A 23,558-nucleotide genomic window follows, 5' to 3' on the forward strand; every position below is an offset into this window, starting at 1 on the left:
CGCTCGAGCGGGGGGACCCCCATCGTCCCTGGGGGCTGCCGCCCCCAGACCCCCGCTGAAAGACTGCGCAGTTCCCCGCGCCCCTTTCAGGAGCGCGGGGAACTGCGCGACCAGCCCCCACGCACCCGCAGCCGAAAGGCTGGTCGGGCCGGGCAGGGGCGGAGGGGGCGAAAAGACCACCCCTCGTCACCCCACCAGCCGCAACCGCACCCCCGCCACCCCCACCCGCACCGTCTGCCCCCACACCAGCTCCACCGCGTCCCCCTCCATCCCGTCGCCGAACGCGATGAGCCGGTCCGACTCGACGGTGAGGGACAGCCGGGCGGAGGAGGTGAGTTCGCCGGCCACGAGTGACGTTCCGGTGGCGGGGGACGGCCAGGCCTCGCGGACGAACCAGAGGAGGCGTTCGTCCGTGGGGCCGGGCAGCGGCAGTTCGCCGCCCCGCTCCTGCCACACGGAGCGGAGCCAGCCGCTGGCCCCCGTCCCGGTGCCGACCAGGACTCCGGAGGAGGCCTGGGGCTCGACGGCACCCCCGTACTCGTCGAGCCCCAGCCGATAGCGGGCCGTCTGATGGCCCGCGGCTCCCAGATAGATCTCGTTGAGCGCGACCAGCCGTTGCGTGTCGTCCGCGACCGCCTCGACCATGGTCAGCTCGTCGGCCCGGCCGCCGTGCGCCGAGGCGAGCAGGGAGCCCGCGTCCTTGGGGCGGTGCCGCACCAGCACACCCGGGTTGCGCCCGGGGTCGGTGTCGATGCCCACCACCGGCTGCCCCGCCAGGTACTTGGCCACGTTCGCGACCAGCCCGTCCTGCCCGACCACGACCACGACGTCCTCCGGCGCGAACAGGAAACGGTCCAAGTCCGCGCGCTCCACCCGGGCCTGACGCCAGGTCAGCGGAACCGCCGACACCACTTCGGCCAGTGCCTCCCGCTCCCGCCGGTGCCGCTGGGCCACCGCCTCGATGTCCCGCCCCCGGGAGGAGAGGAAGAAGGCCGCCTGCCCGTGCGTGCCGTGCCGGGCCACCAACTCCTCGTACTCCGTGGTGCGATGGACGAGGACGACCCGCGGCGCGAGACTCACGCCGGTTCTCCGGAGGCTCCGTTGCCCAGCTTGGCGAGCAGTCCTGTCAGGACGTCCGGCGACACCGTGACGCTCTCGATCCGCGGCAGGTTCTCCGCGAGCCGCGTGCCCGTCAGGGCGTGCAGCGTGGCGACGTCCACGTCCCCGTGGACCCGCAGCCAGGCGGCCTGCGCCTCGGCCCGCGCCGCACCGACCTCGCGCGCGGCCTGAGCCTCGGCCCCGGCGAGCCGCACCTTGCGGGTGGCCTCCGCCTCGGCGAGGCGCAGCGACCGGGTGGCCTCCGCCTCCGCGAGGCGGACCGTGCGCGCGGCCTCCGCCCCGGCGCGCACGGCGTCCGCCGCCGCGTGCTCCTCGGCCTCGCGCCGCGCGTTCGTGCCGCGCTGGTCGACCAACTGCTCCTCGCGCCGGGCGAGTTCGATCTGGCTGGCGAGTTCGTTCTCGGCGATGGCGCGCTCCCGCTCGACGGCGACGGCACGGCGTTCGTACGTCGCCTTGTCCGCGTCCTGCTGGATCTGCTCGCGGGCCGGCGTGCGCAGCGCCCGCTCCACCTCGGGCTCCGGACGCAGCGCGACGACGCGTACGGCCACCACCTCGATCCCCGTCGCGGGCAGCCGGGGCTCGGCGGCGAGCCCGCCCGCGATCCGCTCCCGTACCGCCGCGACTCCGTCGACCAGGGCGGCCGCCAGCGGCGTACGGGCCAGGACGTCCAGCGCGTGCTGCTGGGCCGTCTCGGTCAGCAGGGTCGAGAGCTGCTCCAGGGGAGCGCCGCGCCAGGCGCCCGTGTCGGGGTCGATGGAGAAGTCCAGGCGCGCGGCCGCGATCGCCGGATCGCTGATGCGGTACGTGACGGTCGCCTGCACCGCGACGTCCTGGAAGTCGGACGTACGGGCGTGGAACGTCATCGCCAACTCACGGTCGTCGACCGGGACTTCGGAGAGTGCCGCGGTCAGGGAGCGGTACCAGAAGCTCAGTCCGGGGCCGTCGTGCACCAGGCGGCCGGAGCGGTGGTGCCGGACGTGGGCGGTCGGCGCCCCGCGCAGATGGCGCCAGCCGAGACGCCGGGTGATGTCGGCCATGATTACCCCCTTGTCGCCGGGCGATCCCGGTGACCCCTCGTTCGCCTTTGTCGTCAGTAAGACGATAATGATGGGCTCACTTATCGTCAAGGGGACGAAATGAATGCGGCGCAGGTCCCGCGATCGGCGGGTGAACAGGCGTCCGGATGGTCAGGATGGAGGCATGGGATTCCAAGTCGACTCCGAGGCCGGGCGGCTGCGCCGCGTCATCCTGCACCGGCCGGATCTTGAGCTCAAAAGGCTCACCCCCAGCAATAAGGACGCCCTGCTCTTCGACGACGTGCTGTGGGTGCGCCGGGCGCGCGCGGAGCACGACGGGTTCGCCGACGTCCTGCGCGACCGCGGGGTCACCGTCCATCTCTTCGGCGACCTGCTCACCGAGGCCCTGGAGATCCCGGCGGCCAGATCGCTCGTCCTGGACCGGGTCTTCGACGAGAAGGAGTACGGGCCGCTCGCCACCGACCACCTGCGGGCCGCCTTCGAGACGCTGCCCGCTCCGGAACTGGCGTCCGTGCTCGTCGGCGGCATGACCAAGCGGGAGTTCCTGGACGCCCACTCGGAGCCGACCTCCGTGCGCTTCCATGTCATGGACCTCGACGACTTCCTGCTCCGGCCGTTGCCGAACCATCTCTTCACCCGGGACACCTCCGCCTGGATCTACGACGGGGTCTCCATCAACGCCATGCGCTGGCCGGCCCGGCAGCGCGAGACCGTGCACTTCGAGGCGATCTACCGGCACCACCCGCTCTTCCGTGACGAGACCTTCCATCTCTGGTCGGAGGGGCAGGCCGACTATCCGTCCACCATCGAGGGCGGCGACGTGCTCGTCATCGGCAATGGCGCGGTGCTCATCGGCATGAGTGAGCGGACCACGCCCCAGGCTGTCGAGATGCTCGCGCACAAGCTGTTCGCGGCGGGCTCGGCGCGCACGATCGTGGCGCTCGACATGCCCAAGCGGCGGGCGCTCATGCACCTCGACACCGTGATGACGATGGTCGACGGCGACATCTTCACGCAGTACGCGGGGCTCGGCATGCTCCGGTCGTACACCATCGAACCGGGCGCGGAGGACAAGGAGCTGAAGGTCACCGACCATCCCCCGGAGCACATGCACCGTGCGATCGCCGCGGCGCTGGGCCTGAGCGAGATCCGTGTCCTCACCGCCACCCAGGACGTGCACGCGGCCGAGCGGGAGCAGTGGGACGACGGGTGCAATGTCCTCGCCGTCGAACCGGGCGTCGTGGTCGCCTACGAGCGGAACTCCACCACCAACACACATCTGCGCAAGCAGGGCATCGAGGTCATCGAGATTCCGGGCAGTGAGCTGGGGCGGGGGAGGGGCGGACCGCGCTGTATGAGCTGTCCGGTCGAACGCGAGGCCGTATAGCCCCCGTATAGAAATGCCGAGGATCGTATAGAATTCCAAGGTCCCCGTCTTCGTAACCCTGGAGCGCCCCCATGGCGACAGTCCCGACCGCCCTCGCCGGCCGCCACTTCCTCAAGGAGCTGGACTTCACGGCGGAAGAGTTCCGCGGTCTGATCGAGCTGGCCGCCGAGCTCAAGGCGGCCAAGAAGGCCGGGACCGAGACCCCGTATCTGCGTGGCAAGAACATCGCGCTGATCTTCGAGAAGACCTCCACGCGTACGCGCTGCGCGTTCGAGGTCGCGGCGGCGGACCAGGGCGCCTCGACGACGTATCTGGACCCGTCGGGCTCGCAGATGGGCCACAAGGAGTCCGTGAAGGACACCGCGCGCGTCCTCGGCCGGATGTTCGACGCCATTGAGTACCGGGGCGACAGCCAGGCCTCCGTCGAGGAGCTGGCCGCGTACGCCGGTGTGCCCGTCTACAACGGTCTGACCGACGACTGGCACCCGACCCAGATGCTCGCCGACGTGCTCACCATGACCGAGCACTGCGACAAGCCGCTCGGGGAGATCGCCTTCGCCTACCTCGGCGACGCTCGCTTCAACATGGGCAACTCGTATCTGATCACCGGCGCGCTGCTCGGCATGGACGTCCGGGTCGTCGCGCCCAAGACCTACTGGCCGGCCGACGAGATCGTCACGCGGGCCCGCGAACTCGCCGAGCACAGCGGCGGCCGCGTCACGCTCACCGAGGACGTCTCCGAGGGCGTCCTCGGCGCGGACTTCGTCGCGACGGACGTGTGGGTCTCCATGGGCGAGCCCAAGGAGGTCTGGGACGAGCGCATCGCCGCGCTGTCCACGTACGCCGTGACGATGGACGTGCTGCGCGCCACCGGCAACCCCGAGGTGAAGTTCCTGCACTGCCTCCCGGCCTTCCACGACCTCGGCACCAAGGTCGGCCGCGAGCTGTACGAGAGCCATGGCATGGAATCCCTCGAGGTCACCGACGAGGTCTTCGAGTCGGCGCACTCGGTCGTCTTCGACGAGGCGGAGAACCGGCTGCACACCATCAAGGCGATCCTGGTGGCGACCCTGGCCTGACGACAGTCCCCGTAGATCTTGGCCTGCCCCATCTCCCAGCAGGCCTTATCCTGACCGGCGGCCCGGACCACCCCTTCCGTGGCCGCCGCGTGGTACCGCTGCTCGGCGTGGGCTTCTGCCTGTATCTGATGTACGAGACGGGCTGGACCACCTGGGTGCAGTTCGCCCTGTTCCTGGTGGCCGGATTCCTGGTGTACGTCCTCTACGGGCGCCGGCATTCCCGGCTGGCCGCGCGGGCGGAGGCTACCGCGGCCGTCGCTGAGCGGGAACCACAGGCAGTCTGAACCAGACCGCCTTGCCGGAGCCGGTGGGGCGGTGACCGCAGGACGAGCTGAGGGTGCGGATCAGCAGGAGGCCGCGCCCGTGCTCCTGCCAGGGGTCGGGTTCGCCGGCCGGGTGGGGGACCGTGAGATTGCCGGGCGGCGCCGGGTCCGGGTCGTGCACCTCGACCTGGCAGCCGGTCGGCATCAGCTCCACGACCAGCTCTATGGGACCGTCCCCGGCGGCGTGCTCCACGGCGTTGGCGACCAGCTCCGCGGTGAGCAGCTCAGCGGTGTCGCTGTCGGCCGCGTGCGCCAGCTCGGCCAGCGCGGTGCGGACCAGAGCACGGGCGACGGGCACGGCCGCGACGGTGTGCGGCAGTGCGATGCGCCAGGAGGCGGGGGCTGGGGTGTCGTGCAAGGCGGGTCCGTTCATGGAGCAGGCTGTCCTGCTTTCAACTTTGTGAATGGTACGGGGCCGCCGTGCAGAGCCGCTCGGCGGGCTATTTCGGGACATCGGTGGGTGTTCTCTCGGGACGTTCGGCCCGACATACGTCTGCGTACCCAGACGAACGGCCCACCCCGCAGGTCCGCTCTCACCGTTACGGGGCTATCGACGATCCGTGACTCGGTGACGGTTGCCGGTGACTCTGTGACGCTTGTCTGTGACGTGGGGGCGGCCTCTGTCGGCCCCTGGCTTATCGCGCACTCATGACGACAGTCACAGAGAAGTGATAACTTCATGGAGTAGCCACAGAGCGCCGCCCCCGCCCGAGGAGGCCGCACGTCATGAGTCCCTTCACCGGCTCCGCCGCCCGCACGCCCGACTGGCAGCATCTGAGGTGTGAGGTCGCCGACGGGGTCGCCACGGTCACCCTGTCCCGCCCCGAGAAACTCAACGCGCTCACCTTCGGCGCCTACGCCGACCTGCGCGACCTGCTCGCCGAGCTGTCCCGCGAGCGATCCGTACGCGCCCTGGTGCTGGCCGGCGAGGGACGCGGTTTCTGCTCCGGAGGCGATGTCGACGAGATCATCGGCGCGACCCTCTCCATGGACACCGCCCAGCTCCTCGACTTCAACCGGATGACCGGACAGGTCGTACGGGCCGTGAGGGAATGCCCGTTCCCGGTGATCGCGGCGGTGCACGGCGTGGCGGCGGGTGCCGGAGCCGTGCTGGCGCTGGCGGCCGACTTCCGGGTCGCCGACCCTTCGGCCCGCTTCTCGTTCCTCTTCACCCGCGTCGGGCTGTCCGGCGGTGACATGGGCGCGGCCTATCTGCTGCCCCGGGTCGTCGGACTCGGCCACGCGACCCGGCTGCTGATGCTCGGCGAGCCCGTGCGCGCGCCCGAGGCCGAGCGGATCGGCCTGATCAGCGAGCTCGCCGACGAGGGCGGCGCCGACGAGGCCGCACAGCGGCTGGCCCACCGTCTCGCCGAGGGCCCGGCCCTCGCGTATGCGCAGACCAAGGCCCTGCTCACCGCCGAACTGGACATGCCGCTCGCCGCCTCCGTCGAACTCGACGCCTCGACCCAGGCCCTGCTGATGAACGGGCAGGACTACGCCGAGTTCCATGCCGCGTTCACGGAGAAGCGGCCGCCGAAGTGGCGGGGGCGATAGCCGTGGCGGCGGGTGGGCACGGACGGCAGGCGGCAGCGGGCGCGCGGCCGCCTGCGGGCACGCGGACGCCGGCGGGCGGGCGCGTGCCGGAGGTCGCGGCCGCCGACGTGCGCTCACCTCTGCGCGTCGCGGTGATCGGCGGTGGTCCCGGTGGCCTCTACGCCGCCGCCCTCCTCAAGCGACTCGACCCCTCCCGCGAGATCACCGTCTGGGAGCGGAACGCCCCCGACGACACCTTCGGCTTCGGTGTCGTGCTCTCCGACGAGACGCTCGGCGGCATCGAGCACGCCGACCCGGTCGTGTACACCGCGCTCCAGGACGAGTTCGTGCGCTGGGACGACATCGACATCGTGCACCGCGGGGTGCGTCACACCTCGGGCGGTCACGGCTTCGCGGCGCTCGGCAGGCGCAGGCTGCTCGAGATCCTGCACGAACGCTGCCGCTCGCTCGGCGTCGACCTGCGCTTCCGGGCGGAGGCCCCGCCGGCCGGCGAGCTGATGAGGGCGTACGACCTCGTCGTCGCCGCCGACGGTGTGCACAGCCTCACGCGCGCGGCGTACGCGGAGGTGTTCGGGCCCTCCGTCGAGGAGCATCGCTGCCGCTACATCTGGCTCGCCGCCGACTTCGCCTTCGACGCCTTCCGCTTCGAGATCGCCGAGACCGAGTACGGCGTGATGCAGCTGCACGGCTACCCCTATTCCCGCCCGTCGTCCGACCACCACCCCTCAACGAGGTCCTCCGGGCCGCAGAATCAACTCGGCGCCTCGACCGTCATCGTGGAGATGCGCGAAGAGGTGTGGCGGTCGGCCGGTTTCGCGGAGCTCGACGAGCAGGAGTCCGTCGAGCGGTGCGCGAAGATCTTCGCGGACGCGCTGGGCGGCCGCCCGCTGCGGTCCAACAAGTCGGCGTGGACCACATTCCGGACGGTCGTCAACGACCGTTGGGCGCACGGGAACCTGGTCCTCCTCGGCGACGCCGCGCACACCGCCCACTTCTCCATCGGCTCCGGCACGAAGCTGGCGGTGGAGGACGCGCTCGCGCTGGCCGCCTGTCTGGAGGAGCACACCGATCTGGCGCAGGCCCTCGGCGCCTACGAGGAAGAGCGGCGCCCGGTCGTCGCGTCCACCCAGCGGGCGGCGCGCGCCAGCCTGGAGTGGTTCGAGAACCTGGACCGTTATCTCGACCAGCCCTCAGGCCAGTTCGCCTTCAACCTCCTCACCCGCAGTCGCCGCGTCACCCACGACAACCTGCGGCTGCGCGACGCGCGCTTCACCGAGTCCGTGGAGCGCGAGTTCGGCTGTCCGGCGGGTACGCCCCCGATGTTCACGCCGTTCCGGCTCCGCGACCTCACGCTGCGCAACCGGGTCGTCGTCTCGCCCATGGACATGTACTCGTCCGTGGACGGCGTCCCCGGCGACTTCCACCTCGTCCACCTGGGCGCGCGGGCACTCGGCGGCGCCGGACTGGTGATGACCGAGATGGTCTGCGTGAGCGCCGAGGGCCGCATCACGCCCGGCTGCGCGGGGCTCTACACAGGACGGCAGGCCGAGGCCTGGCGGCGGATCACCGACTTCGTCCACGCGCAGGCGCCGGGCACCGCGATCGGCGTGCAGCTCGGCCACTCCGGGCGCAAGGGATCGACCAAGCTGATGTGGGAGGGCATCGACGAGCCGCTGGAGGACGGCAACTGGCCACTCGTGGCCGCGTCCCCGATCCCGTACAGGTCCCGGAGTCAGACGCCCCGCGAGCTGTCGCGTGCCCAACTCACCGACATCCGGGAACAGTTCACCGCCGCCGCCTGGCGCGCCGCGCGCGGCGGCTTCGATCTGCTCGAACTGCACTGCGCCCACGGCTACTTGCTCTCCGGCTTCCTGTCGCCGCTGACCAACCGCCGCACCGACGCGTACGGCGGATCGCTCGCCCGCAGACTTCGCTTCCCGCTCGAAGTGTTCGACGCCGTGCGGGCCGTGTGGCCCGAGGAGCGGCCCATGACCGTCCGCATCTCCGCCACCGACTGGGCCGACGGCGGCACCACCGGGAACGACGCCGTCGAGATCGCGCGGGCCTTCGCCGCGCACGGCGCCGACGCGGTCGACGTGTCGACGGGCCAGGTGGTGGCGGACGAGCGCCCCGAATACGGGCGGTCGTACCAGACGCCGTACGCCGACCGGATCCGCCACGAGACCGGCCTCCCCGTGATCGCCGTCGGCGCGATCTCCTCCTGGGACGACGTCAACTCCCTGATCCTTGCCGGGCGTACGGACCTGTGCGCGCTGGCCCGGCCGCATCTGTACGACCCGCACTGGACGCTGCACGCGGCGGCCGAGCAGGGGTACGAGGGGCCGGGCGTCGTCTGGCCGATGCCCTACCGGGCGGGCAGCCGGCGCCCGCAGACCGGACGCACCGATGCCCCCAAACCCCGCCTCAAGCTGGGGACTTGAGGGCCACCGCAGCCCTACGAGAGGTCGGCCATCCCTGCCGTCAGCGTCGCACCGTCCGCCGGGTCGACCAGGATGAACGCACCGGTGCGGCGGGAGTCGGCGTAGTCGTCGAGCGCCAGCGGCTCGGCGGTGCGCAGGGTGATCCGGCCGAGGTCGTTCGCGGTCAGCTCCGCCGCGCCGCCCAGGTCCTTGACGATCGCCTTCACGGTCCGCGTGGTGTGCTTGACCAGAACCCGGTCGCCGACCCGCAGCGCGCGGTCGGCCACATGGCAGACGGCCGCCCGGACATCCCGTGTGAGCGCGGGCGCGTCGGGCCCGGCGCTGATCATGTCGCCGCGCGCGACATCGCGCTCGTCGGCCAGGCGCAGCGTCAACGACTGGGGCGCGTAGGCCGTGTCGGCGTCCTTGCCGAGTACGTCGATGCCGGCGATCTCGGATGTCTCGCCGGACGGGTGGACCGTGACGCGGTCGCCGACGCGCAGCTCTCACGACACCAACTGGCCCGCGTAGTGGCGGACTTCGTCGTGCCGGATGACGTACTGCACCGGGAAGCGCGCCGGAGCGGCCGACACCTCGGAGCCCACCGGCACGGTCTCCAGGAACTTCAGCAGAGCCGCACCCTCGTACCAGCCCATGTGTCCTTCGCCCGGGCCCTCTCCTCGTCGCGGCGTCCGCCGCCGAAGACGGCGGAGAAGCCGAGGCCGGCGGAGAGGAAGCGGCGGGTCTCGTCACCGTCGAGGACCTCCACGCGGTGCCCCTCGGCCTTCAGACGAGTGGCCACAAGGCGCGCGATGGTGGTCTTGCCCGCGCTCGGCAGGCCCGTGAGCCAGACGGTGGCTCCCTGAGCCCTTGCCGTGGTGGTCATACGTGCTGTCCTCTTCCTGTCCTGGCGTGCGGCTCACGACGCTAGGTAAGAAACATGAGCAGAGGGACGGAGGAGCCTGAGGGTTCCCTTAGCGCCTCACGATGCAAGAGAGGTCACACTTCATCGGAGTGCCGGAAGTGTCCGGGCACACCCGCGAAGACCGCCCCGGCGTCCCGCAGCCGGCCGTGCAGCGCCCGGAAGACGGTGGCCGAGCGGGCGCCCGGCCAGTCCTGGGGCAGCAGTGCGGCGGGCAGTCCCGGGTCGGTGTACGGAAGGTGGCGCCAGGAGTCCAGGGCGAGCAGATAGTCGCGGTACGCCTCCTCCGGCGGGGTGTCCGCGCGCCGCTCCCAGGCGTGCAGCACGGGCGCGTGCTGGTCGAGGAACTCCTCGTGCTCCTTGGCGATCGCGGCCAGGTCCCACCAGCGGGCGACCGCGTCGGCCGTCGCCGCGAAGCCCAAGTGCTCCCCGCGGAACAGCTCCACGTAGGCGTCGAGCCGCAGCCGCTCCAGAGTGTGCCGGGTCTCCTCGTAGAGCCGCGCCGGGGCGAGCCACACCCCGGGGGCAGCCGTCCCGAAGCCGAGACCGGCGAGCCGTGAGCGCAGCACGTGTCGCTTCTGCCGCTCGGACTCCGGCACGGAGAAGACGGCGAGCACCCAGCCTTCGTCCTCGGGAGGTGCCGTCGCGTACACCCGCCGGTCGCCGTCGTCGAGCAGCTGTCGCGCGGCCGTCGACAGCGCGTACCCGGCCGCGCCCGTCGCCGTGCGTGCCGGCTCGAGGAGGCCGCGGCGCTTGAGCCGCGACACCGACGACCGTACGGAGGGCGCGTCGACGCCGACCGCGGCAAGGAGCCGGATCAGCTCGGCCACCGGCACGGGGCCGGGCATGAAACGGCCGTACGCGCCGTAGAACGTGACGATGAGGGACCGGGGGGCGTGCTGCTCTGACACGTTGATCACTCTAGTGTGCGAAGATCACTTGGGATCGCCGCCCGTGGACAAGTCACTCTCCGGGGCGGCCGGCGACACGACGTCCGGACCGGCGCCTTCGCGCAGCCGGAACCGCTGGAGCTTCCCCGTCGCGGTGCGCGGCAGTGCGTCCAGGAAGACGATCTCGCGGGGGCATTTGTACGGTGCCAGCTCGGACTTGAGGAAGGCGCGCAGCGCCTCCGGGTCCTTGCGCGCGCCCTCCCTGAGGACCGCGTACGCCACAACGACCTGCCCGCGCGCCTCGTCGGCCTGGCCCACGACCGCCGTCTCGACCACGTCCGGGTGACGCAGCAGCGCGTCCTCGACCTCCGGGCCCGCGATGTTGTACCCCGCCGAGATGATCATGTCGTCGGCGCGGGCGACATAGCGGAAGTAGCCGTCGGGGTCGCGCACATAGGTGTCGCCGGTGATGTTCCAGCCGCCGCGTACGTACTCCCGCTGCCGTGGGTCGGCGAGATAGCGGCAGCCGACCGGGCCGCGCACGGCGAGCAGCCCGGGCTCGCCGTCCGGCACGGGTTCGCCGAGATCGTCGACCACGCGCGCGTGCCACCCCGGTACGGGGATGCCGGTCGTGCCGGGGCGGATGTGCTCGTCGGCGGCGGAGATGAAGATGTGCAGCAGCTCGGTGGCGCCGATGCCATTGATGATGCGCAGGCCGGTGCGGGCGTGCCAGGCCCGCCAGGTGGCGGCGGGCAGGTTCTCGCCCGCGGACACACAGCGCCGCAGCGACCCCGTGTCGTGCCCGTCCAGCTCCGCCAGCATCGCCCGGTACGCGGTCGGCGCGGTGAACAGGATGGAGACGCGGTGCTCGGCGATCGCGGGCAGCAGCTGCTTGGGGCCCGCCTGTTCGAGCAGCAGGGAGCAGGCGCCGACGCGCATCGGAAAGACGACGAGACCGCCGAGCCCGAACGTGAAACCCAGCGGGGGACTGCCCGCGAAGACATCGTCCTCATGTGGCTTCAACACATGCTTCGAGAAGGTGTCCGCTATCGCCAACATATCGCGGTGGAAGTGCATACAGCCTTTGGGGCGACCGGTCGTGCCCGAAGTGAACGCGATCAGCGCGACGTCGTCGGCGGCGGTGTCGACGGCGGCGAACGGCTCGTCCGACGCGCCCGTGATCCGCAGCAGCAGGTCGTCGGGTGCGTCACCGCCGTACGTGGTGACCCGCAGCCCCCGGATCTCGGCTTTGACCAGGTCGTCGACCGACCGTATGTCGCACAGCGCGTGCGTCACCCGGGCGATCTCGCACATGGTGGTCAGCTCGTGCGGCCGCTGCTGCGCCAATACGGTGACGGCGACCGCGCCGGCCTTCAGCACCGCCAGCCAGCACGCGGCCAGCCACGGTGTGGTGGGGCCGCGCAGCAGCACCCGGTTGCCGGGGACGACGCCCAGTTCGCCGGTCAGCACATGGGCGATGCGGTCGACCCGGGCAAGGAGCTGTCCGTACGTCCACAGGTCGCCGGAGGCCGTACGGAAGACGGGGCGGTCGGGGCGGGCGTGGTCGAGGAGCTCGGCGGCGCAGTTCAGCCGGTCGGGGTAGCGCAGCTCGGGCAGATCGAAGCGGAGCTCGGGCCAGAGTTCGGGGGGCGGCAGGTGGTCGCGCGGGAAGGTGTCGACGTGGGCCGAGGTCGTCGGCTCCGCGGTGTCCCTGGGGTCCATGGCGGTTCGCCCCCTTGTCGTGGTGGGCTCGCACCAGGAGCGTATCGTGTTGGTGACGACAGTCAACAGTTCGCGATAACGTGGAAGGGTGACCCGGCGGACCCCGATGTGCGGCCCGGCGGGGGAGAGGGGACCGGCAATGACCGCATTCTCGCTCGATTCGGCGCGAACCGCCTGGTGTGCCGAGCTGCGCACGCTGGCCGCGGAGCAGCTGCGCCCGCTGGCGGAGAAGGGCGAGCCGGGCCACGTCAACCGCCCCCTCGTCGCCGAACTCGGCCGACTCGGTCTGCTCGCCCGTCTGTTCACCTCGGGCGCGCTCGACCTGTGCCTGATGCGCGAGTCCCTGGCCCAGAGCTGCACCGAGGCCGAGACGGCACTCGCCCTTCAGGGCCTGGGCGCGCATCCGGTGCACGCGTACGGCACGGCGGCCCAGCGCGACCGCTGGCTGCCCGGCGTCCGCGACGGCGCGCTCGTCGCCGCCTTCGCCCTCAGCGAGCCGGGCGCGGGCTCGGACGCCGCGGCGCTGGCGCTGCGGGCGGAACCGGACGGCGGGGCGGGGGGCGGCTCGTGGGTCGGCGAGCGGCACGGCCCGGCGGTCTCAGGCCCCGGCGGCCCGGGGGCGGGAGACGCCCCGGTCGCCGTGCCCGGCGCGGCGCCCGTTGCCGAGCCCGACGGCTCGGGGCGCTGGCGGCTCACCGGTGAGAAGTGCTGGATCTCCAACGCGCCCGAGGCCGACTTCTACACCGTCTTCGCGCGGACCACCCCCGGTGCCGGGGCCCGCGGCGTCACCGCCTTCCTCGTCCCCGCCGACCGGCCGGGCCTCACCGGCACCCCGCTCGACATGCTCTCGCCGCACCCCATCGGCGCCCTCGCCTTCGACGCCGTACCGGTGACGGCGGACGATGTGCTCGGGGAGCCCGACCGCGGCTTCCGGGTCGCCATGCACACCCTCAACCTCTTCCGGCCGAGCGTGGGCGCGTTCGCCGTCGGCATGGCGCAGGCGGCGCTGGACGCGACCCTCGCGCACACGGCTGGGCGGGACGCGTTCGGCGGCAAGTTGAAGGACCTTCAGACGGTGGCCCACCAGGTCGCCGAGATGGCGCTGCGCACGGAGGCGGCCCGCCTGATGGTGTACGCGGCCGCGGCGGCGTACGACGAAGGGGCCCCCGACGTGCCCAAGCGCGCGGCGATGGCGAAGCTGCTCGCCACCGAGACGGCCCAGTACGTCGTCGACGCCGCGGTCCAACTGCACGGCGCCCGTGCCCTGAGCCGGGGTCATCTCCTCGAACATCTCTACCGCGAGGTCCGCGCACCCCGGATCTACGAGGGCGCGAGCGAGGTCCAACGGGCAGTCATCGCCAAGGAGTTGTACAGGGAGACACCCGTGCATCCGAACGCCGACGTGGAGGCCCCGTGAGCATCGAGACCGTGGAGGCCCAGTGAGCACCGAGCGCGTCAATCCGCCCGACCTCTCCCCGCCCACCGGCTTCTCCCACGCCGTCGTCGCCACCGGCAGCCGCCTCGTCTTCCTGGCGGGCCAGACCGCGCTCGACACGGACGGGAAGGTGGTCGGCGAGACGCTGCCGGAGCAGTTCGAGGTGGCGCTGACGAATCTGCTGACCGCGCTGCGGGCCGCGGGCGGCGCCCCGGCCGACCTCGCACGGGTCACGGTCTACGCCACCGACGTCGCCGACTATCGTGCCCAGGCCCCCGAACTCGGCCGCATCTGGCGGGAGTTGGCGGGCCGCGACTACCCCGCGATGGCCGTCATCGGCGCCGCCCGCCTCTGGGACGAACAGGCCCTGGTGGAACTCGACGGCTTCGCGGTGCTGAGCTAGCGAAAAATTTCGCGGTGCTGAGCCGGCGAGAAATCAGGCGGCGACGGCCAGCCGCTCGACGAAGACCCGGTGCGGAGCGACCACGCTGCCGTCGGGCAGCAGCTCGCCGCTGTCGTCGAAGACGATCGCGCCGTTGCACAGGAGGTTCCAGCCCTGCTCGGGGTGGGCCGCCACGATGTGCGGGGCGTTGGATTCCGCGGACGGGCACGAAGACTGGTGTGAACACATGGCGCACCTCCACGTCGGATGCGATGGGTCTCGGCGGCGGTGTCGCCGCCCTCGCACATATAGACCATGCGCGCGCGGCGAACTCATCGGAACAGCCGGCCGTGAAGCGTGACAACACGAGGACAACTCTCGGACCTCGTCGAGACGGACGGCGCCAACTCGCCACCGAAGGGGTGACGATCACCGGCCTCGGGACGCCGGACCGGTACCCATGGAGTGCCCCTTCCAGGCCCCCTTCCCAGGAGGTACTTCCATGTCCTTGCGCCAGGTCATCGGCGCGGCGGCCACCGGCGCCGCCCTGCTTGTGCCCCTCGCCCCGTCCGCCGTGGCCGTGTCCCCCTCGTACGACTCGTACGAGCAGGTGACCGTCGACCCGACCGGTCGTGTCGCGGCCGATGGCACCATCACCCTCTCCGGCACCTATCGCTGTCTGAGCGCCACCGGGCCCGTGTTCGTCTCCTCCTCGGTGTCGCAGGGCGATCCTCGCGTGCGCCATGGCATCGGCGGCACCGTGGCGGTCTGCGACGGCGCGGCACACCGCTGGACCAACTCGGAGAAACGCGAGCTCGGCACCCTCACCGCGGGCAGCGCCCATGTCGAGGCCACCCTGATGGAACTGAGCACCGAGTCGGGCCTCCCGCTGCCGAAGTTCCACGCGACCCAGGAGCAGGACATCACCCTGATCGCGGGGTGAGCACGGACACGGGAGCCGCCGCCCCGGGAAGGGGCGGCGGCTCCCGTGATGTCCGGCGGAGGGGGGCGACCCCACCTCCCGGAGGGCCTGCGCGCGGCGGCGTCAGCTGTGGCTGAGGACGTTGACCACGCGGCCGTTGGGGTCCCGGACGAAGAAACGGCGTACGCCCCACTCCTCGTCGGTCAGCGGGTGCACGATCTCGGCACCGCTCCTGCGCACCTCGGCGTACACCGCGTCGACGTCCTCGACCTCGATGCTCATGTCCGGTGCCACGGGGGCGGTCGCGTCGTCGGTCATCAGGCTGACCTGCACGGCGGGGTTCTCGGCGGAGGCCAGGGTCACGATCCAGCCGTGGTTCATGACTTCCTCGAAGCCAAGCAGGCCGTAGAACTCGGAACTTTCCTTCAGGGCGACGGACTGGATGTTGGGTACGACCCGTCGTGCGTACATCTCGCGGCTCCGGTGGTCAGGTCGGATGCGTCTGAGGACCGAGTCAGCGTATCGGAGCCCCTTGCCGGGCGCAGCCGGGGCGGAAGTCCGGCGTGGATCTTTCGACGGTCTGTCCGGGCACGCCGACGGGGCGCCGCACGGGAGTTGGATGGTCCCGGAACCGAGACCCCCAGGCGTACGGGAGGCGCGATGCGGTTGACCACATCCCAGGGCGAGAGCGTGCCGGAGCGTGCTGTCACTGAGCTGCGGCAGCGGCTGCGTGGCCCCGTCATCACCGAGGAGGACCAGGAGTACCCGGCCGCGAAGGCCATCTGGAACGCCTACTTCGAACGCCGTCCCGGAGCGATCGTACGGGTCCAGGGCGCGGCGGACGTCATCACCGCCGTGCGGTTCGCGAAGGAGCACGGCGTGCTGCTCGCGGTGACCGGCGGCGGGCACTGTTTCGCGGGCACCGGCAGCTGCGAGGGCGGGCTGGTCGTCGACACCTCCGCGCTGCGCGGCATCAGGGTCGACCCGGGCCGGCGCACGGTACAGGCCCAACCCGGGCTCCTCCAGGGCGACTTCGACGCCGAGACCATGCACTTCGGGCTGGCGGTGACCGGCTCCCAGGAGTCGTACATCGGCATCGGCGGCATGACGCTGGGCGGCGGCCTCGGGTGGCTGGGCCGCTGTCGCGGGCTGCTCGTCGACAACCTGCTCTCCGCCGACATCGTCCTCGCCGACGGCGAGATCCGCAGGGCCGGTCCGCAGGACGACCCCGACCTGTTCTGGGCGATCCGGGGCGGCGGCGGCAACTTCGGCGTGGCCACCTCCTTCGAGTACAAGCTCCATCCGCAGGGCGACTGCCTGGCCGGACTGCTGGCCTTCCCCGTCGCCGAGACGGGTGCCGTGGCCCGCGGGCTGGGCGAGTTCAACGAGACCGCGCCGGACGCGCTCACCACCTCGTTCGCCTTCCTCACCGTCGAGGGCGAACCGGCGGTCGGCCTGGGCTATGTGCACGCCGACCCGTCGGCCGGCGCGGAGGAGGCGGTGGCCCCGCTCGCGAGCCTGGGCAGGAAGCCGCTGCTCAACCACGTCGGCGCCATGCCCTACCTCGCCGTGCAGCGGATGCTGGACGACAACACCGTGGCGGGGCGGCGGCTGTATGCCCGCTCCTTCCACATGGACGAACTCCATCCGGAGGCCCTCGACATCCTGGGCGACGGCTATGCGAGCAATCCCTCTCCGCTTTCTCTCGTCGGCGGCGGCCTCATGGGCGGAGTGATGGCCCAACTTCCCCCGGACGCCACGGCTTTTCCGCACCGCGACGGATATCTGGTCAGCGTTCTCAGCCAATGGGAGGACGAGAGCGAGGATCAGCAGAACATCGACTGGACCCAGAACGTATACGAACGCATCCTGCCCTACACCACGGGCGGGGTGTACGTGAATCATCTCGGGGACGACGGTCCCGCACGAGTGGCCGATGCCTACGGAGCGAACTATCCGCGGCTCAGGGCACTCAAGACGAAGTACGACCCCGAGAACCTCTTCCGCGTGAACCACAACATCCTTCCGGCCGGCTGAGGGCAGGCCGAAGGCGGATTGAGCGCCGCGCGCAGCCGGGAACGGGAGGCTGCGCGCGGCGCTTTTCAGTGGATCCGCACAGGGATGGATCGATAGGCGCAGTAGGGGAAGCGGAATCCGCCCCCGCTCGGCTGCCAGTCCTCCTCGCCCGCCGGTTCCAGTGCGGTGAACCGGTCCAGCAGCCGGTCGAAGACGGCCGTCGCCTCCACCCGGGCCAGCATCGCGCCGAGGCAGTGGTGCACACCGCCGCCGAAGCTGAGGTGGGCATTGGGCCGCCGGCCCACGTCGAGCCCGTCCGGGTCGGCGAACTGCCGCTCGTCGTGGTTGGCCGAGGCCAGCAGCAGGACCACGACCCGGCCCCTGCGCAGGGTGCGACCGCCGACCTCGACGGGTTCCAGGGTGAGCCGGGTCGTGGTGTGGATCGGGGCGTCCCAGCGCAGGAACTCCTCCAGCGCGGTGGGCAGCAGCGAGCGGTCGGCGCGCAGCCTGCGCTGTTCGCCCGGGTGGTGCAGCAGGGCCGCACAGCCGGTCGCGATCAGGTTCGTCGTCGTCTCGAAGCCGGCGTAGTAGAGGAAGAGCGCGTTGTCGACGGCCTCCTCCTCGGACAGCGACGAGTCGCCGTCCCGCACCGTGGCGAGGGCGGTGAGCAGGTCGTTCCCGGGCGCCGCCCGCCGCCGGCGCAGCAGGGTGCGGAAGTACGCGCGCAGCCGGACGACCGCTTCGTGCGCCGCTGCTCGCTCCTGTTCCGGAATGAAGACGGCGAAGGCCTTGGAGACGTCGATCGACCGCTCCATGACATCGGCGCGGTCCTCCGGGGGTATCCCCAGCAGGGTGCTCATCACCAGCACGGGCAGCGGTTGCGCGAGGTCGGTCACCGCGTCGAAGGTCCCGCGCTCGACAGCGTCGTCCAGCAGGCCGTCCACCATCGCGGCCATCGGCGCCGCCAGCGACCGTACGGTCGCCGGGGTGAGCGCCCTGGTGAGCAGGCGGCGCAGTCGGGTGTGTTCCTGCGGGTCACGGTCGATGACAATGCGCCGCAGGAAGTCCACCGCGGGACCGGGACCGACCGAGATGTTCTGGAACTCCTCGGGGAATTCCCTGCCGAGTCTCCGGTCGCGCAGCAGGGCGGACACCTCCGCATGGCGTGTCACGACCCACTGGGCCGGACCGCCCCGGCACAGCGGTCCCCGTGCCCGCAGTTCCCGGTAGACCGGATAAGGGTCGCGAAGGAATTCGGGATCGTCCAGAACGAATCGGGGCAGTCGTGTGTCCATGGCATCGGTCACAGGGGTGAGGATGCCTTGCGACGGGCTGGCAAGGGGAAATTCTGAAAGGACCCTGACAGGAAATACGCGTACTGCTGAAGCAGGGCTCCATTTCGAGTGTGACAGCTGTCGGGGGTGTCTGTCCGAATGGTACGCTGCGAGGCGGCACAATTTATCGGCTTAATTTCCTTGCCTGGGGGAGTGGAAGTGAATTCCGAGCTGCCTCTTAAATTCGATTCCAGGGATCCTGCGGTCCTTTCCGACCCGTATCCGATCTATGCGGAACTGCGTTCCTCCGGGGGGCTGAGCCGGGGCGGCCCAGGGCAGTGGGTGGTCAGCCGGTACGACGATGTCGCGCCACTGCTGCGTGACCGGCGGCTCAGCCACGAATATCCCCCGGAATACCATGAATTCAGCATTGGGGACGGGCCCGCCAACTCCTTCTTCCAGCGCATCATTCTCGATCGCGACGCACCGGACCACACACGGCTGCGCCGGCTCATGGCCAAGGCGTTCAGCCCGCGTCTGGTGCAGCGGATGCACGACTACATAGAGCGGCAGGTCGACGAACTGCTCGCCCCCGCACTCGAGCGCGGATCGTTCGACGCGGTGACCGGGCTCGCCTTTCCGCTTCCGGTCGCCGTCGTGTGCGAACTGGTGGGCATCCCCGCGGTCGACCGGGACCTCGTCCGGCCGCGGGCGATCGATCTCGCCAAGGCCTTCGCCCTGTACGTGGCGAAGGAGGACCGGGAAGCGGCGCACGAGGCCGTCGCCTGGCTGCGCACCTACATCGGAGGCCTGCTCGCGGAGCGGCGCGCCGCGCTCGGCGACGATCTGCTCTCACTGATGATCACGGCCGAGGTCGCCGAGGAGCCGGGGGCGCGGCTGAGCGGCGAGGAGATCGTCGACAACGTCATCTTCCTCTTCTTCGCCGGCTTCGAGACCACCACCAATCTGATCGCCACCAGCGTCGCGGCCCTGCTGCGCCACCCGGCGGAGCTGGCCCGGCTGCGCCAGGATCCGGGGCTGCTGCCGACGGCCGTCGACGAGTTCCTGCGCTACGACGCGCCGATCCAGGCGACCGCGCGCCTGGTCAGGGAACCGGTGCAGGTCGGGGGGCGTACGGTGCGGCCCGGGCGGGTGCTGGTCCTGCTGCTGGGTTCGGCCAATCACGACGAACGGCGTTTCCCCGATCCGGAGCGGCTCGATGTCGGCCGTACCCCCAACGCCCACCTCAGCTTCGGCGGGGGCGCCCACCACTGTCTGGGGGCCGGTCTGGCCAGGATCGAGGGGCAGGTGGCGCTCGGCCGGCTGCTGCGCGACGCGCCCGTCCTGGAGGCGGCCGGAGATGTCGTGCGCAGGCCAAGCGTAACGTTCCGCTCCTACCGCAGTGTGCCCGTGTCACTGCGCTGAACCTGGCCGAAACATAGCTGACAGATTTGACCGTGATCGCGCGCTCGAAACCGTACATTGGAGCTGCGGATTTCCGGGGGACTGAGAGGCGCGAACCGCGCACCGCCGGCCAGGGCGGTCCGGTCCAGGAATTCGAAAAGGGCGAGGTAATCGTCTGCTGTTTACGGGGGAGTGATGGCCGTGCGCGCGATGTCGCGTGATCGCGAAGTCAAGACTTCAACGAGATCGTGGGTGCCACGAAGCGGGAGAGCTGCAGACCGGTTCGATTTCATTCGAGAATCAACCAGTACCCCGTGATCAGTGCTCCGGTGAAGTGATCGTCCGACGCATGTGTGCACGTCGGACGCCTGCTGCAGGAGTTCACCGAAAGCGCCGCACCAATCGGTTGCGGCGAAAAAGTTGTGCATGCCAATCTGATGTGTGCTCGAAGCTCGCCGATGGGGACATGCGCGGCATCCGGTGGCAGGAGTACGGGGGCCGGCACGGCGTAGAACTTCAGGCGCGTGGAGGGAGCGCGTAGTTGTCACGTGAAGAAGTCCGGCTCCTGCGGTGGCCGGCACAGCGGGAATTGCGTGATCGATGTCGATCGACGGGCCAACCGAGAATACTGGTCGTCGAAGCGGGTGCGGAAGCACCCATCTGCGAGGACGTGTGCGAGGACTGGGTGCGGGCGCCGATACCCCCGCACGATCTCCAGGCCCGGGTGGACGCCCTCAGCCGTCGCTACCACATGAATCGGCTGCCGTATCTGGACGAGAGCGGCGTCCTGCGCTTCTGCTCGCGCTCCGTCACCGTCTCGCCGACCCAGGCGGAGCTCCTTGAACTGCTCGTCCCCCGCTATCGGGAGGTCGTACCCCGCGAGGCGCTCCGCTTCCGCCTCGGCCAGGTCAACGGGTCGAGGACACGGAACGCCCTCGATCTGCACATGATGCGGATCAGGGACCGAATTCAGCCACTCGGGCTGTCCATCCGCACCGTCTGGGGTCGCGGCTATGTGCTCGAAACCCACGCCGACCCGCCCTGAAGCCGCTCGGCGACCCCGTGGACGATCAGCGCGGACGAGATCAGCAGCCCCGCGCCGGCGTGCCAACGGCCGTACAGGTGATCGCCGCGGCGCAGGACGAACCCGCGTGGCACGCGCACGGTGAAGCCCCCCGACAGAGCCGGCCGGGTGTGAGCCACCGCCGCCCTGTCCGCCGGCGCGGACACCACGTGCACCGCACGCAGCGGCGGTGGCCGGCCGGCGTACGACGACCACGCCTTGTACACCGCCTCCTTGGCGCTGAAGAGCAGCCGGTCGACGGGAAAGCCGGGCAGCCGTCGCGCCAAGTCGGCGGCGAACGCGTCCTCTTCGGCCGCGGACACGTCCTCGGGTTCGTCCCCGGATCGGGCCCCGGGCACGTCGCCGGACACGTTCCTGGACCGGGCCCCGAAGAGACCGGCGCGCACCCGCCCCGGGAGCGGCGCCGCCGGCTCCGCGTCGATCCCCAGCGCCCGGGCGTCCCGGCTGTGGCAGACGGCGGCCGCCCGGTAACCCTCGCAGTGCGTGATGCTGCCGACGACACCGTCGGGCCAGACCGGCATGCCCCGCGCGCCGCGCGGCACGGCCACCCGCCCCGCGCCCAGCGCGGCGAGCGCCCGGTGGGCGCACCAGCGGCCGGCGGTGAACTCGGCCCGCCGGCGCGGGCCGGCCTCCGCGCACTCAGCCGCCTCCTCGGGGAACAGCTCCGCTGACGGGACGACGTCGCCGGCGCGGGCCGCACCGCACGCCCAGGACGGGAGTACCTGCCGCAGCAGTGCTCCGCACGCCGAGGAGGGCAGTGCGACCCGCGGTCGTGCTCCGTCAGGCCCCGCCACGCGCGCGCAGCACCTTCTTGTCGACCTTGCCCACCGGGGTCTTGGGAAAGGAGTCGACGAGTTCCAGCTGGTCCGGGAGCTTGTAGGCGGCCAGACCGCGCTCCTTGAGGAACGCCTTCAGACGGGCGAGCCGCAGCCGCTCCCCGGGTCCCGCGTCCGGGGCCGACTCGGCGATCACGTAGGCGCAGACGCGCTCCCCGAGCGAGTCGTCGGCGAGGCCGACCACCGCCACGTCGCGCACCGCCGGATGGGCCAGCAGATGGTTCTCGACCTCCTCGGCGGACACCTTGTCCCCGCCGCGGTGAATGATGTCCTTGACCCGCCCGGACACCACCAGGTTCCCCTCGGGCGTCAGCCGGACCAGATCGCCGGTGCGGAAGAACCCGTCCGAGGTGAAGGCCTTCGCGTTCTGCTCGGCGGCCCGGTAGTACCCCCGGATCGTGTACGGGCCCCGTGCCAGCAACTCGCCCACCTCACCCGGCGATACGTCCCTTCCGGCGTCGTCCACCACGCGGATCTCGTCGGCCCCGCCGAGCGGGCGGCCCTCCGTCGTGAGGACCACGTCGTCCGGGTCGTCCAGCCGGGTATGGGTGAGCAGCCCCTCGCCGATGCCGTACCACTGGGTGAGCCGGCAGCCGAGCGTGGCGCGCACCTGACGGGCCACCTCCGGCTGGAACTTGGAGCTGCCGACCTGCAGCAGCAGCCCGGACAGATCCGCCTTGGCGACCTCGGGATCCGCCAGCCACATCATCACCAGCGGCGGCACCAGCGTGGTGAGCGTGACCCCCTCGCGCAGCACCAGCGGCAGGGCCTCCTCGGGGCTCGGGTTCGCGGCGAGCACGGCCTTGCCGCCCACGAAGAGCGTGCCCAGCACACCGGGGCAGCCGAGCGCCGCGTTGTGGGCCACTGGGGTGGCCGCGAGATAGGCGCTGTGCCGGTCGACGTCCAGGGCCCGGGCGCAGGCCAGCGCGTTGTACGCGTAGTCGTCGTGCGTACGGGGGATCAGCTTGGGCAGCCCCGTGGTTCCGCCGGACAGCAGCAGCAGCGCCACCTCACCGGGGTCCACCGGTGGCAGTTCCATCGGCGTAGCCCGCAGCGCGGCCAGCGGTGTGAACTCGTCCGCGTCACCGGCGACCAGGACGTGGCGCAGCCCGGGCACCTCGGCGCGGACCTCGCGGGCCAGCGCGCGGTAGTCGTAGCCCTGGAAGCGGTCCGTCACCACATAGGCGACGGCGTCCGCGTGGCGGCACAGATGGACGATCTCGTTGCGGCGGTGCCCCGGCAGCGCCATCACGGGTATGGCGCCGAGCCGGAACAGCGCGAAGCACAGGACGACGAAGGTGTCCTGGTTCGGCAGCTGCACCACCACCCGGTCCCGTGCGCGTACCCCCGAGCCGTACAGTCCTGTCGCCAACTCATCTGCCTCGAAAAGGAGTTGAGTGAAGGTCAGGCGCCGCGCGCCGGAGACCACCGCGGTCCGGTCGCCGTGCTCCCGCTCGGCGGCCCGCAACAGGTCGTGCAGGGTACGGCCCTGCCAGTAGCCCTCCCTCCGATAGCGCTCGGCGAACTCGGCGGGCCAAGGAACACAGCCTTCCAGCATGGATCGCCTCCCTCTCGGTGCGGTACCTGTGCGGGGTCGGTGCCCGCTGCGGGCGTCGCGCCGCGCGGGGTGCCCGCGCGGCGGGGCCACCAGGATCCACCGGACCGCAGGGACGCGAGGGGCGGGTGAAAGACACTCAACAGCATCATCCGGCCTCGCCCACCCGGCGCCTAGGCTCCCCGATGACCACGGCG

General features: G+C 71.2%; 20 protein-coding genes and 3 pseudogenes. 11 read left to right on the forward strand and 12 right to left on the reverse strand.

Going from position 1 to position 23,558, the window contains the following annotated elements; all coding sequences use genetic code 11:
• Nucleotides 1–186 precede the first annotated feature (186 nt).
• Both ACZ4RZ_RS27040 and ACZ4RZ_RS27045 read right to left on the reverse strand, forming a co-directional pair.
• Nucleotides 187–1,080, reverse strand: a complete 894-nt coding sequence (locus ACZ4RZ_RS27040; RefSeq protein ID WP_467748348.1) for a hypothetical protein — start codon at nucleotides 1,078–1,080, stop codon at nucleotides 187–189.
• Nucleotides 1,077–2,156, reverse strand: a complete 1,080-nt coding sequence (locus tag ACZ4RZ_RS27045) for an SPFH domain-containing protein (protein WP_467748350.1) — start codon at nucleotides 2,154–2,156, stop codon at nucleotides 1,077–1,079. Before ACZ4RZ_RS27045 ends, ACZ4RZ_RS27040 begins: the two co-directional genes overlap by 4 nt.
• Before the next feature lie 163 nt (nucleotides 2,157–2,319).
• Between ACZ4RZ_RS27045 and ACZ4RZ_RS27050 the strand changes: the two genes are divergently transcribed.
• The 3 genes and pseudogenes from ACZ4RZ_RS27050 to ACZ4RZ_RS27060 all read left to right on the forward strand — a co-directional run.
• Nucleotides 2,320–3,543, forward strand: a complete 1,224-nt coding sequence (locus tag ACZ4RZ_RS27050) for an arginine deiminase (protein ID WP_467748352.1) — start codon at nucleotides 2,320–2,322, stop codon at nucleotides 3,541–3,543.
• Nucleotides 3,544–3,614: 71 nt separating this feature from the next.
• Nucleotides 3,615–4,622 carry an ornithine carbamoyltransferase gene (gene argF / locus ACZ4RZ_RS27055; protein WP_467748353.1) on the forward strand — a complete coding sequence of 336 codons (1,008 nt, stop codon included), beginning with the start codon at nucleotides 3,615–3,617 and terminating at the stop codon, nucleotides 4,620–4,622.
• An 89-nt stretch (nucleotides 4,623–4,711) separates the two neighbouring features.
• Nucleotides 4,712–4,906, forward strand: a pseudogene (locus tag ACZ4RZ_RS27060) (amino acid permease C-terminal domain-containing protein); the annotation flags it as partial.
• Here ACZ4RZ_RS27060 and ACZ4RZ_RS27065 read toward each other — a convergent pair.
• Nucleotides 4,866–5,318 carry an ATP-binding protein gene (locus ACZ4RZ_RS27065; protein WP_467748354.1) on the reverse strand — a complete coding sequence of 151 codons (453 nt, stop codon included), beginning with the start codon at nucleotides 5,316–5,318 and terminating at the stop codon, nucleotides 4,866–4,868. The pseudogene ACZ4RZ_RS27060 and the gene ACZ4RZ_RS27065 overlap by 41 nt on opposite strands.
• 353 nt (nucleotides 5,319–5,671) lie before the next feature.
• On the opposite strand from ACZ4RZ_RS27065, the gene ACZ4RZ_RS27070 reads away from it, so the two are divergent.
• Together ACZ4RZ_RS27070 and ACZ4RZ_RS27075 are read left to right on the forward strand one after the other, a co-directional pair.
• Complete coding sequence (locus tag ACZ4RZ_RS27070; RefSeq protein ID WP_467748355.1) at nucleotides 5,672–6,499, forward strand: enoyl-CoA hydratase family protein; 828 nt, start codon at nucleotides 5,672–5,674, stop codon at nucleotides 6,497–6,499.
• 83 nt (nucleotides 6,500–6,582) lie between these two features.
• Nucleotides 6,583–8,940 carry a bifunctional salicylyl-CoA 5-hydroxylase/oxidoreductase gene (locus ACZ4RZ_RS27075; RefSeq protein ID WP_467748357.1) on the forward strand — a complete coding sequence of 786 codons (2,358 nt, stop codon included), beginning with the start codon at nucleotides 6,583–6,585 and terminating at the stop codon, nucleotides 8,938–8,940.
• Between the two features lie 14 nt (nucleotides 8,941–8,954).
• Here the strand turns inward: ACZ4RZ_RS27075 and ACZ4RZ_RS27080 are convergent.
• From ACZ4RZ_RS27080 to ACZ4RZ_RS27095, 4 genes and pseudogenes are all read right to left on the reverse strand, one after another.
• A pseudogene (locus ACZ4RZ_RS27080) lies at nucleotides 8,955–9,578 on the reverse strand (elongation factor 1-alpha C-terminal domain-related protein); the annotation flags it as partial.
• A gap of 50 nt (nucleotides 9,579–9,628) precedes the next feature.
• A pseudogene (locus tag ACZ4RZ_RS27085) lies at nucleotides 9,629–9,805 on the reverse strand (adenylyl-sulfate kinase); the annotation flags it as partial.
• A gap of 113 nt (nucleotides 9,806–9,918) precedes the next feature.
• Complete coding sequence (locus tag ACZ4RZ_RS27090) at nucleotides 9,919–10,761, reverse strand: PaaX family transcriptional regulator (protein WP_467748359.1); 843 nt, start codon at nucleotides 10,759–10,761, stop codon at nucleotides 9,919–9,921.
• Nucleotides 10,762–10,776: 15 nt separating this feature from the next.
• On the reverse strand, nucleotides 10,777–12,453 hold the full coding sequence (locus tag ACZ4RZ_RS27095) for an AMP-binding protein (RefSeq protein ID WP_467748360.1): 1,677 nt from the start codon (nucleotides 12,451–12,453) through the stop codon (nucleotides 10,777–10,779).
• A 139-nt stretch (nucleotides 12,454–12,592) separates the two neighbouring features.
• On the opposite strand from ACZ4RZ_RS27095, the gene ACZ4RZ_RS27100 reads away from it, so the two are divergent.
• Nucleotides 12,593–13,870 carry an acyl-CoA dehydrogenase family protein gene (locus ACZ4RZ_RS27100; protein WP_467748362.1) on the forward strand — a complete coding sequence of 426 codons (1,278 nt, stop codon included), beginning with the start codon at nucleotides 12,593–12,595 and terminating at the stop codon, nucleotides 13,868–13,870.
• Nucleotides 13,871–13,892: 22 nt separating this feature from the next.
• Nucleotides 13,893–14,291 carry a RidA family protein gene (locus ACZ4RZ_RS27105; protein ID WP_467748364.1) on the forward strand — a complete coding sequence of 133 codons (399 nt, stop codon included), beginning with the start codon at nucleotides 13,893–13,895 and terminating at the stop codon, nucleotides 14,289–14,291.
• A 33-nt stretch (nucleotides 14,292–14,324) separates the two neighbouring features.
• Here the strand turns inward: ACZ4RZ_RS27105 and ACZ4RZ_RS27110 are convergent, their stop codons facing one another.
• Entirely contained in the window at nucleotides 14,325–14,519 is a 195-nt protein-coding gene (locus tag ACZ4RZ_RS27110; RefSeq protein ID WP_467748365.1) for a DUF5999 family protein, read from the reverse strand.
• Nucleotides 14,520–14,772: 253 nt separating this feature from the next.
• Between ACZ4RZ_RS27110 and ACZ4RZ_RS27115 the strand changes: the two genes are divergently transcribed.
• Complete coding sequence (locus ACZ4RZ_RS27115) at nucleotides 14,773–15,213, forward strand: DUF6299 family protein (RefSeq protein ID WP_467748366.1); 441 nt, start codon at nucleotides 14,773–14,775, stop codon at nucleotides 15,211–15,213.
• A gap of 102 nt (nucleotides 15,214–15,315) precedes the next feature.
• On the opposite strand, the gene ACZ4RZ_RS27120 is transcribed toward ACZ4RZ_RS27115, so the two are convergent.
• Entirely contained in the window at nucleotides 15,316–15,663 is a 348-nt protein-coding gene (locus ACZ4RZ_RS27120) for a VOC family protein (RefSeq protein ID WP_369249777.1), read from the reverse strand.
• Nucleotides 15,664–15,852: 189 nt separating this feature from the next.
• Here ACZ4RZ_RS27120 and ACZ4RZ_RS27125 point away from each other — a divergent pair, with 189 nt between their 5' ends.
• Entirely contained in the window at nucleotides 15,853–17,229 is a 1,377-nt protein-coding gene (locus ACZ4RZ_RS27125; protein ID WP_467748368.1) for an FAD-binding oxidoreductase, read from the forward strand.
• A 65-nt stretch (nucleotides 17,230–17,294) separates the two neighbouring features.
• On the opposite strand, the gene ACZ4RZ_RS27130 is transcribed toward ACZ4RZ_RS27125, so the two are convergent.
• A complete protein-coding gene (locus ACZ4RZ_RS27130; protein ID WP_467748370.1) occupies nucleotides 17,295–18,515 on the reverse strand; it encodes a cytochrome P450 in 1,221 nt (406 codons plus the stop codon).
• Between the two features lie 186 nt (nucleotides 18,516–18,701).
• Between ACZ4RZ_RS27130 and ACZ4RZ_RS27135 the strand changes: the two genes are divergently transcribed.
• Together ACZ4RZ_RS27135 and ACZ4RZ_RS27140 are read left to right on the forward strand one after the other, a co-directional pair.
• A complete protein-coding gene (locus ACZ4RZ_RS27135) occupies nucleotides 18,702–19,907 on the forward strand; it encodes a cytochrome P450 (protein ID WP_467748371.1) in 1,206 nt (401 codons plus the stop codon).
• A 649-nt stretch (nucleotides 19,908–20,556) separates the two neighbouring features.
• Nucleotides 20,557–20,931, forward strand: coding sequence for a helix-turn-helix domain-containing protein (locus tag ACZ4RZ_RS27140; protein WP_467748373.1), 375 nt, complete (start codon nucleotides 20,557–20,559; stop codon nucleotides 20,929–20,931).
• Here the strand turns inward: ACZ4RZ_RS27140 and ACZ4RZ_RS27145 are convergent.
• Nucleotides 20,898–21,764 (reverse strand): 4'-phosphopantetheinyl transferase family protein, encoded by an 867-nt coding sequence (locus tag ACZ4RZ_RS27145; RefSeq protein WP_467748375.1) that lies wholly within the window; start codon nucleotides 21,762–21,764, stop codon nucleotides 20,898–20,900. The genes ACZ4RZ_RS27140 and ACZ4RZ_RS27145 overlap by 34 nt on opposite strands.
• Nucleotides 21,751–23,364 (reverse strand): (2,3-dihydroxybenzoyl)adenylate synthase, encoded by a 1,614-nt coding sequence (locus ACZ4RZ_RS27150; protein WP_467748377.1) that lies wholly within the window; start codon nucleotides 23,362–23,364, stop codon nucleotides 21,751–21,753. The genes ACZ4RZ_RS27145 and ACZ4RZ_RS27150 overlap by 14 nt, the downstream gene beginning before the upstream one ends.
• Nucleotides 23,365–23,558: the final 194 nt, after the last annotated feature.

The organism is Streptomyces sp. NPDC027189, assembly GCF_055566975.1.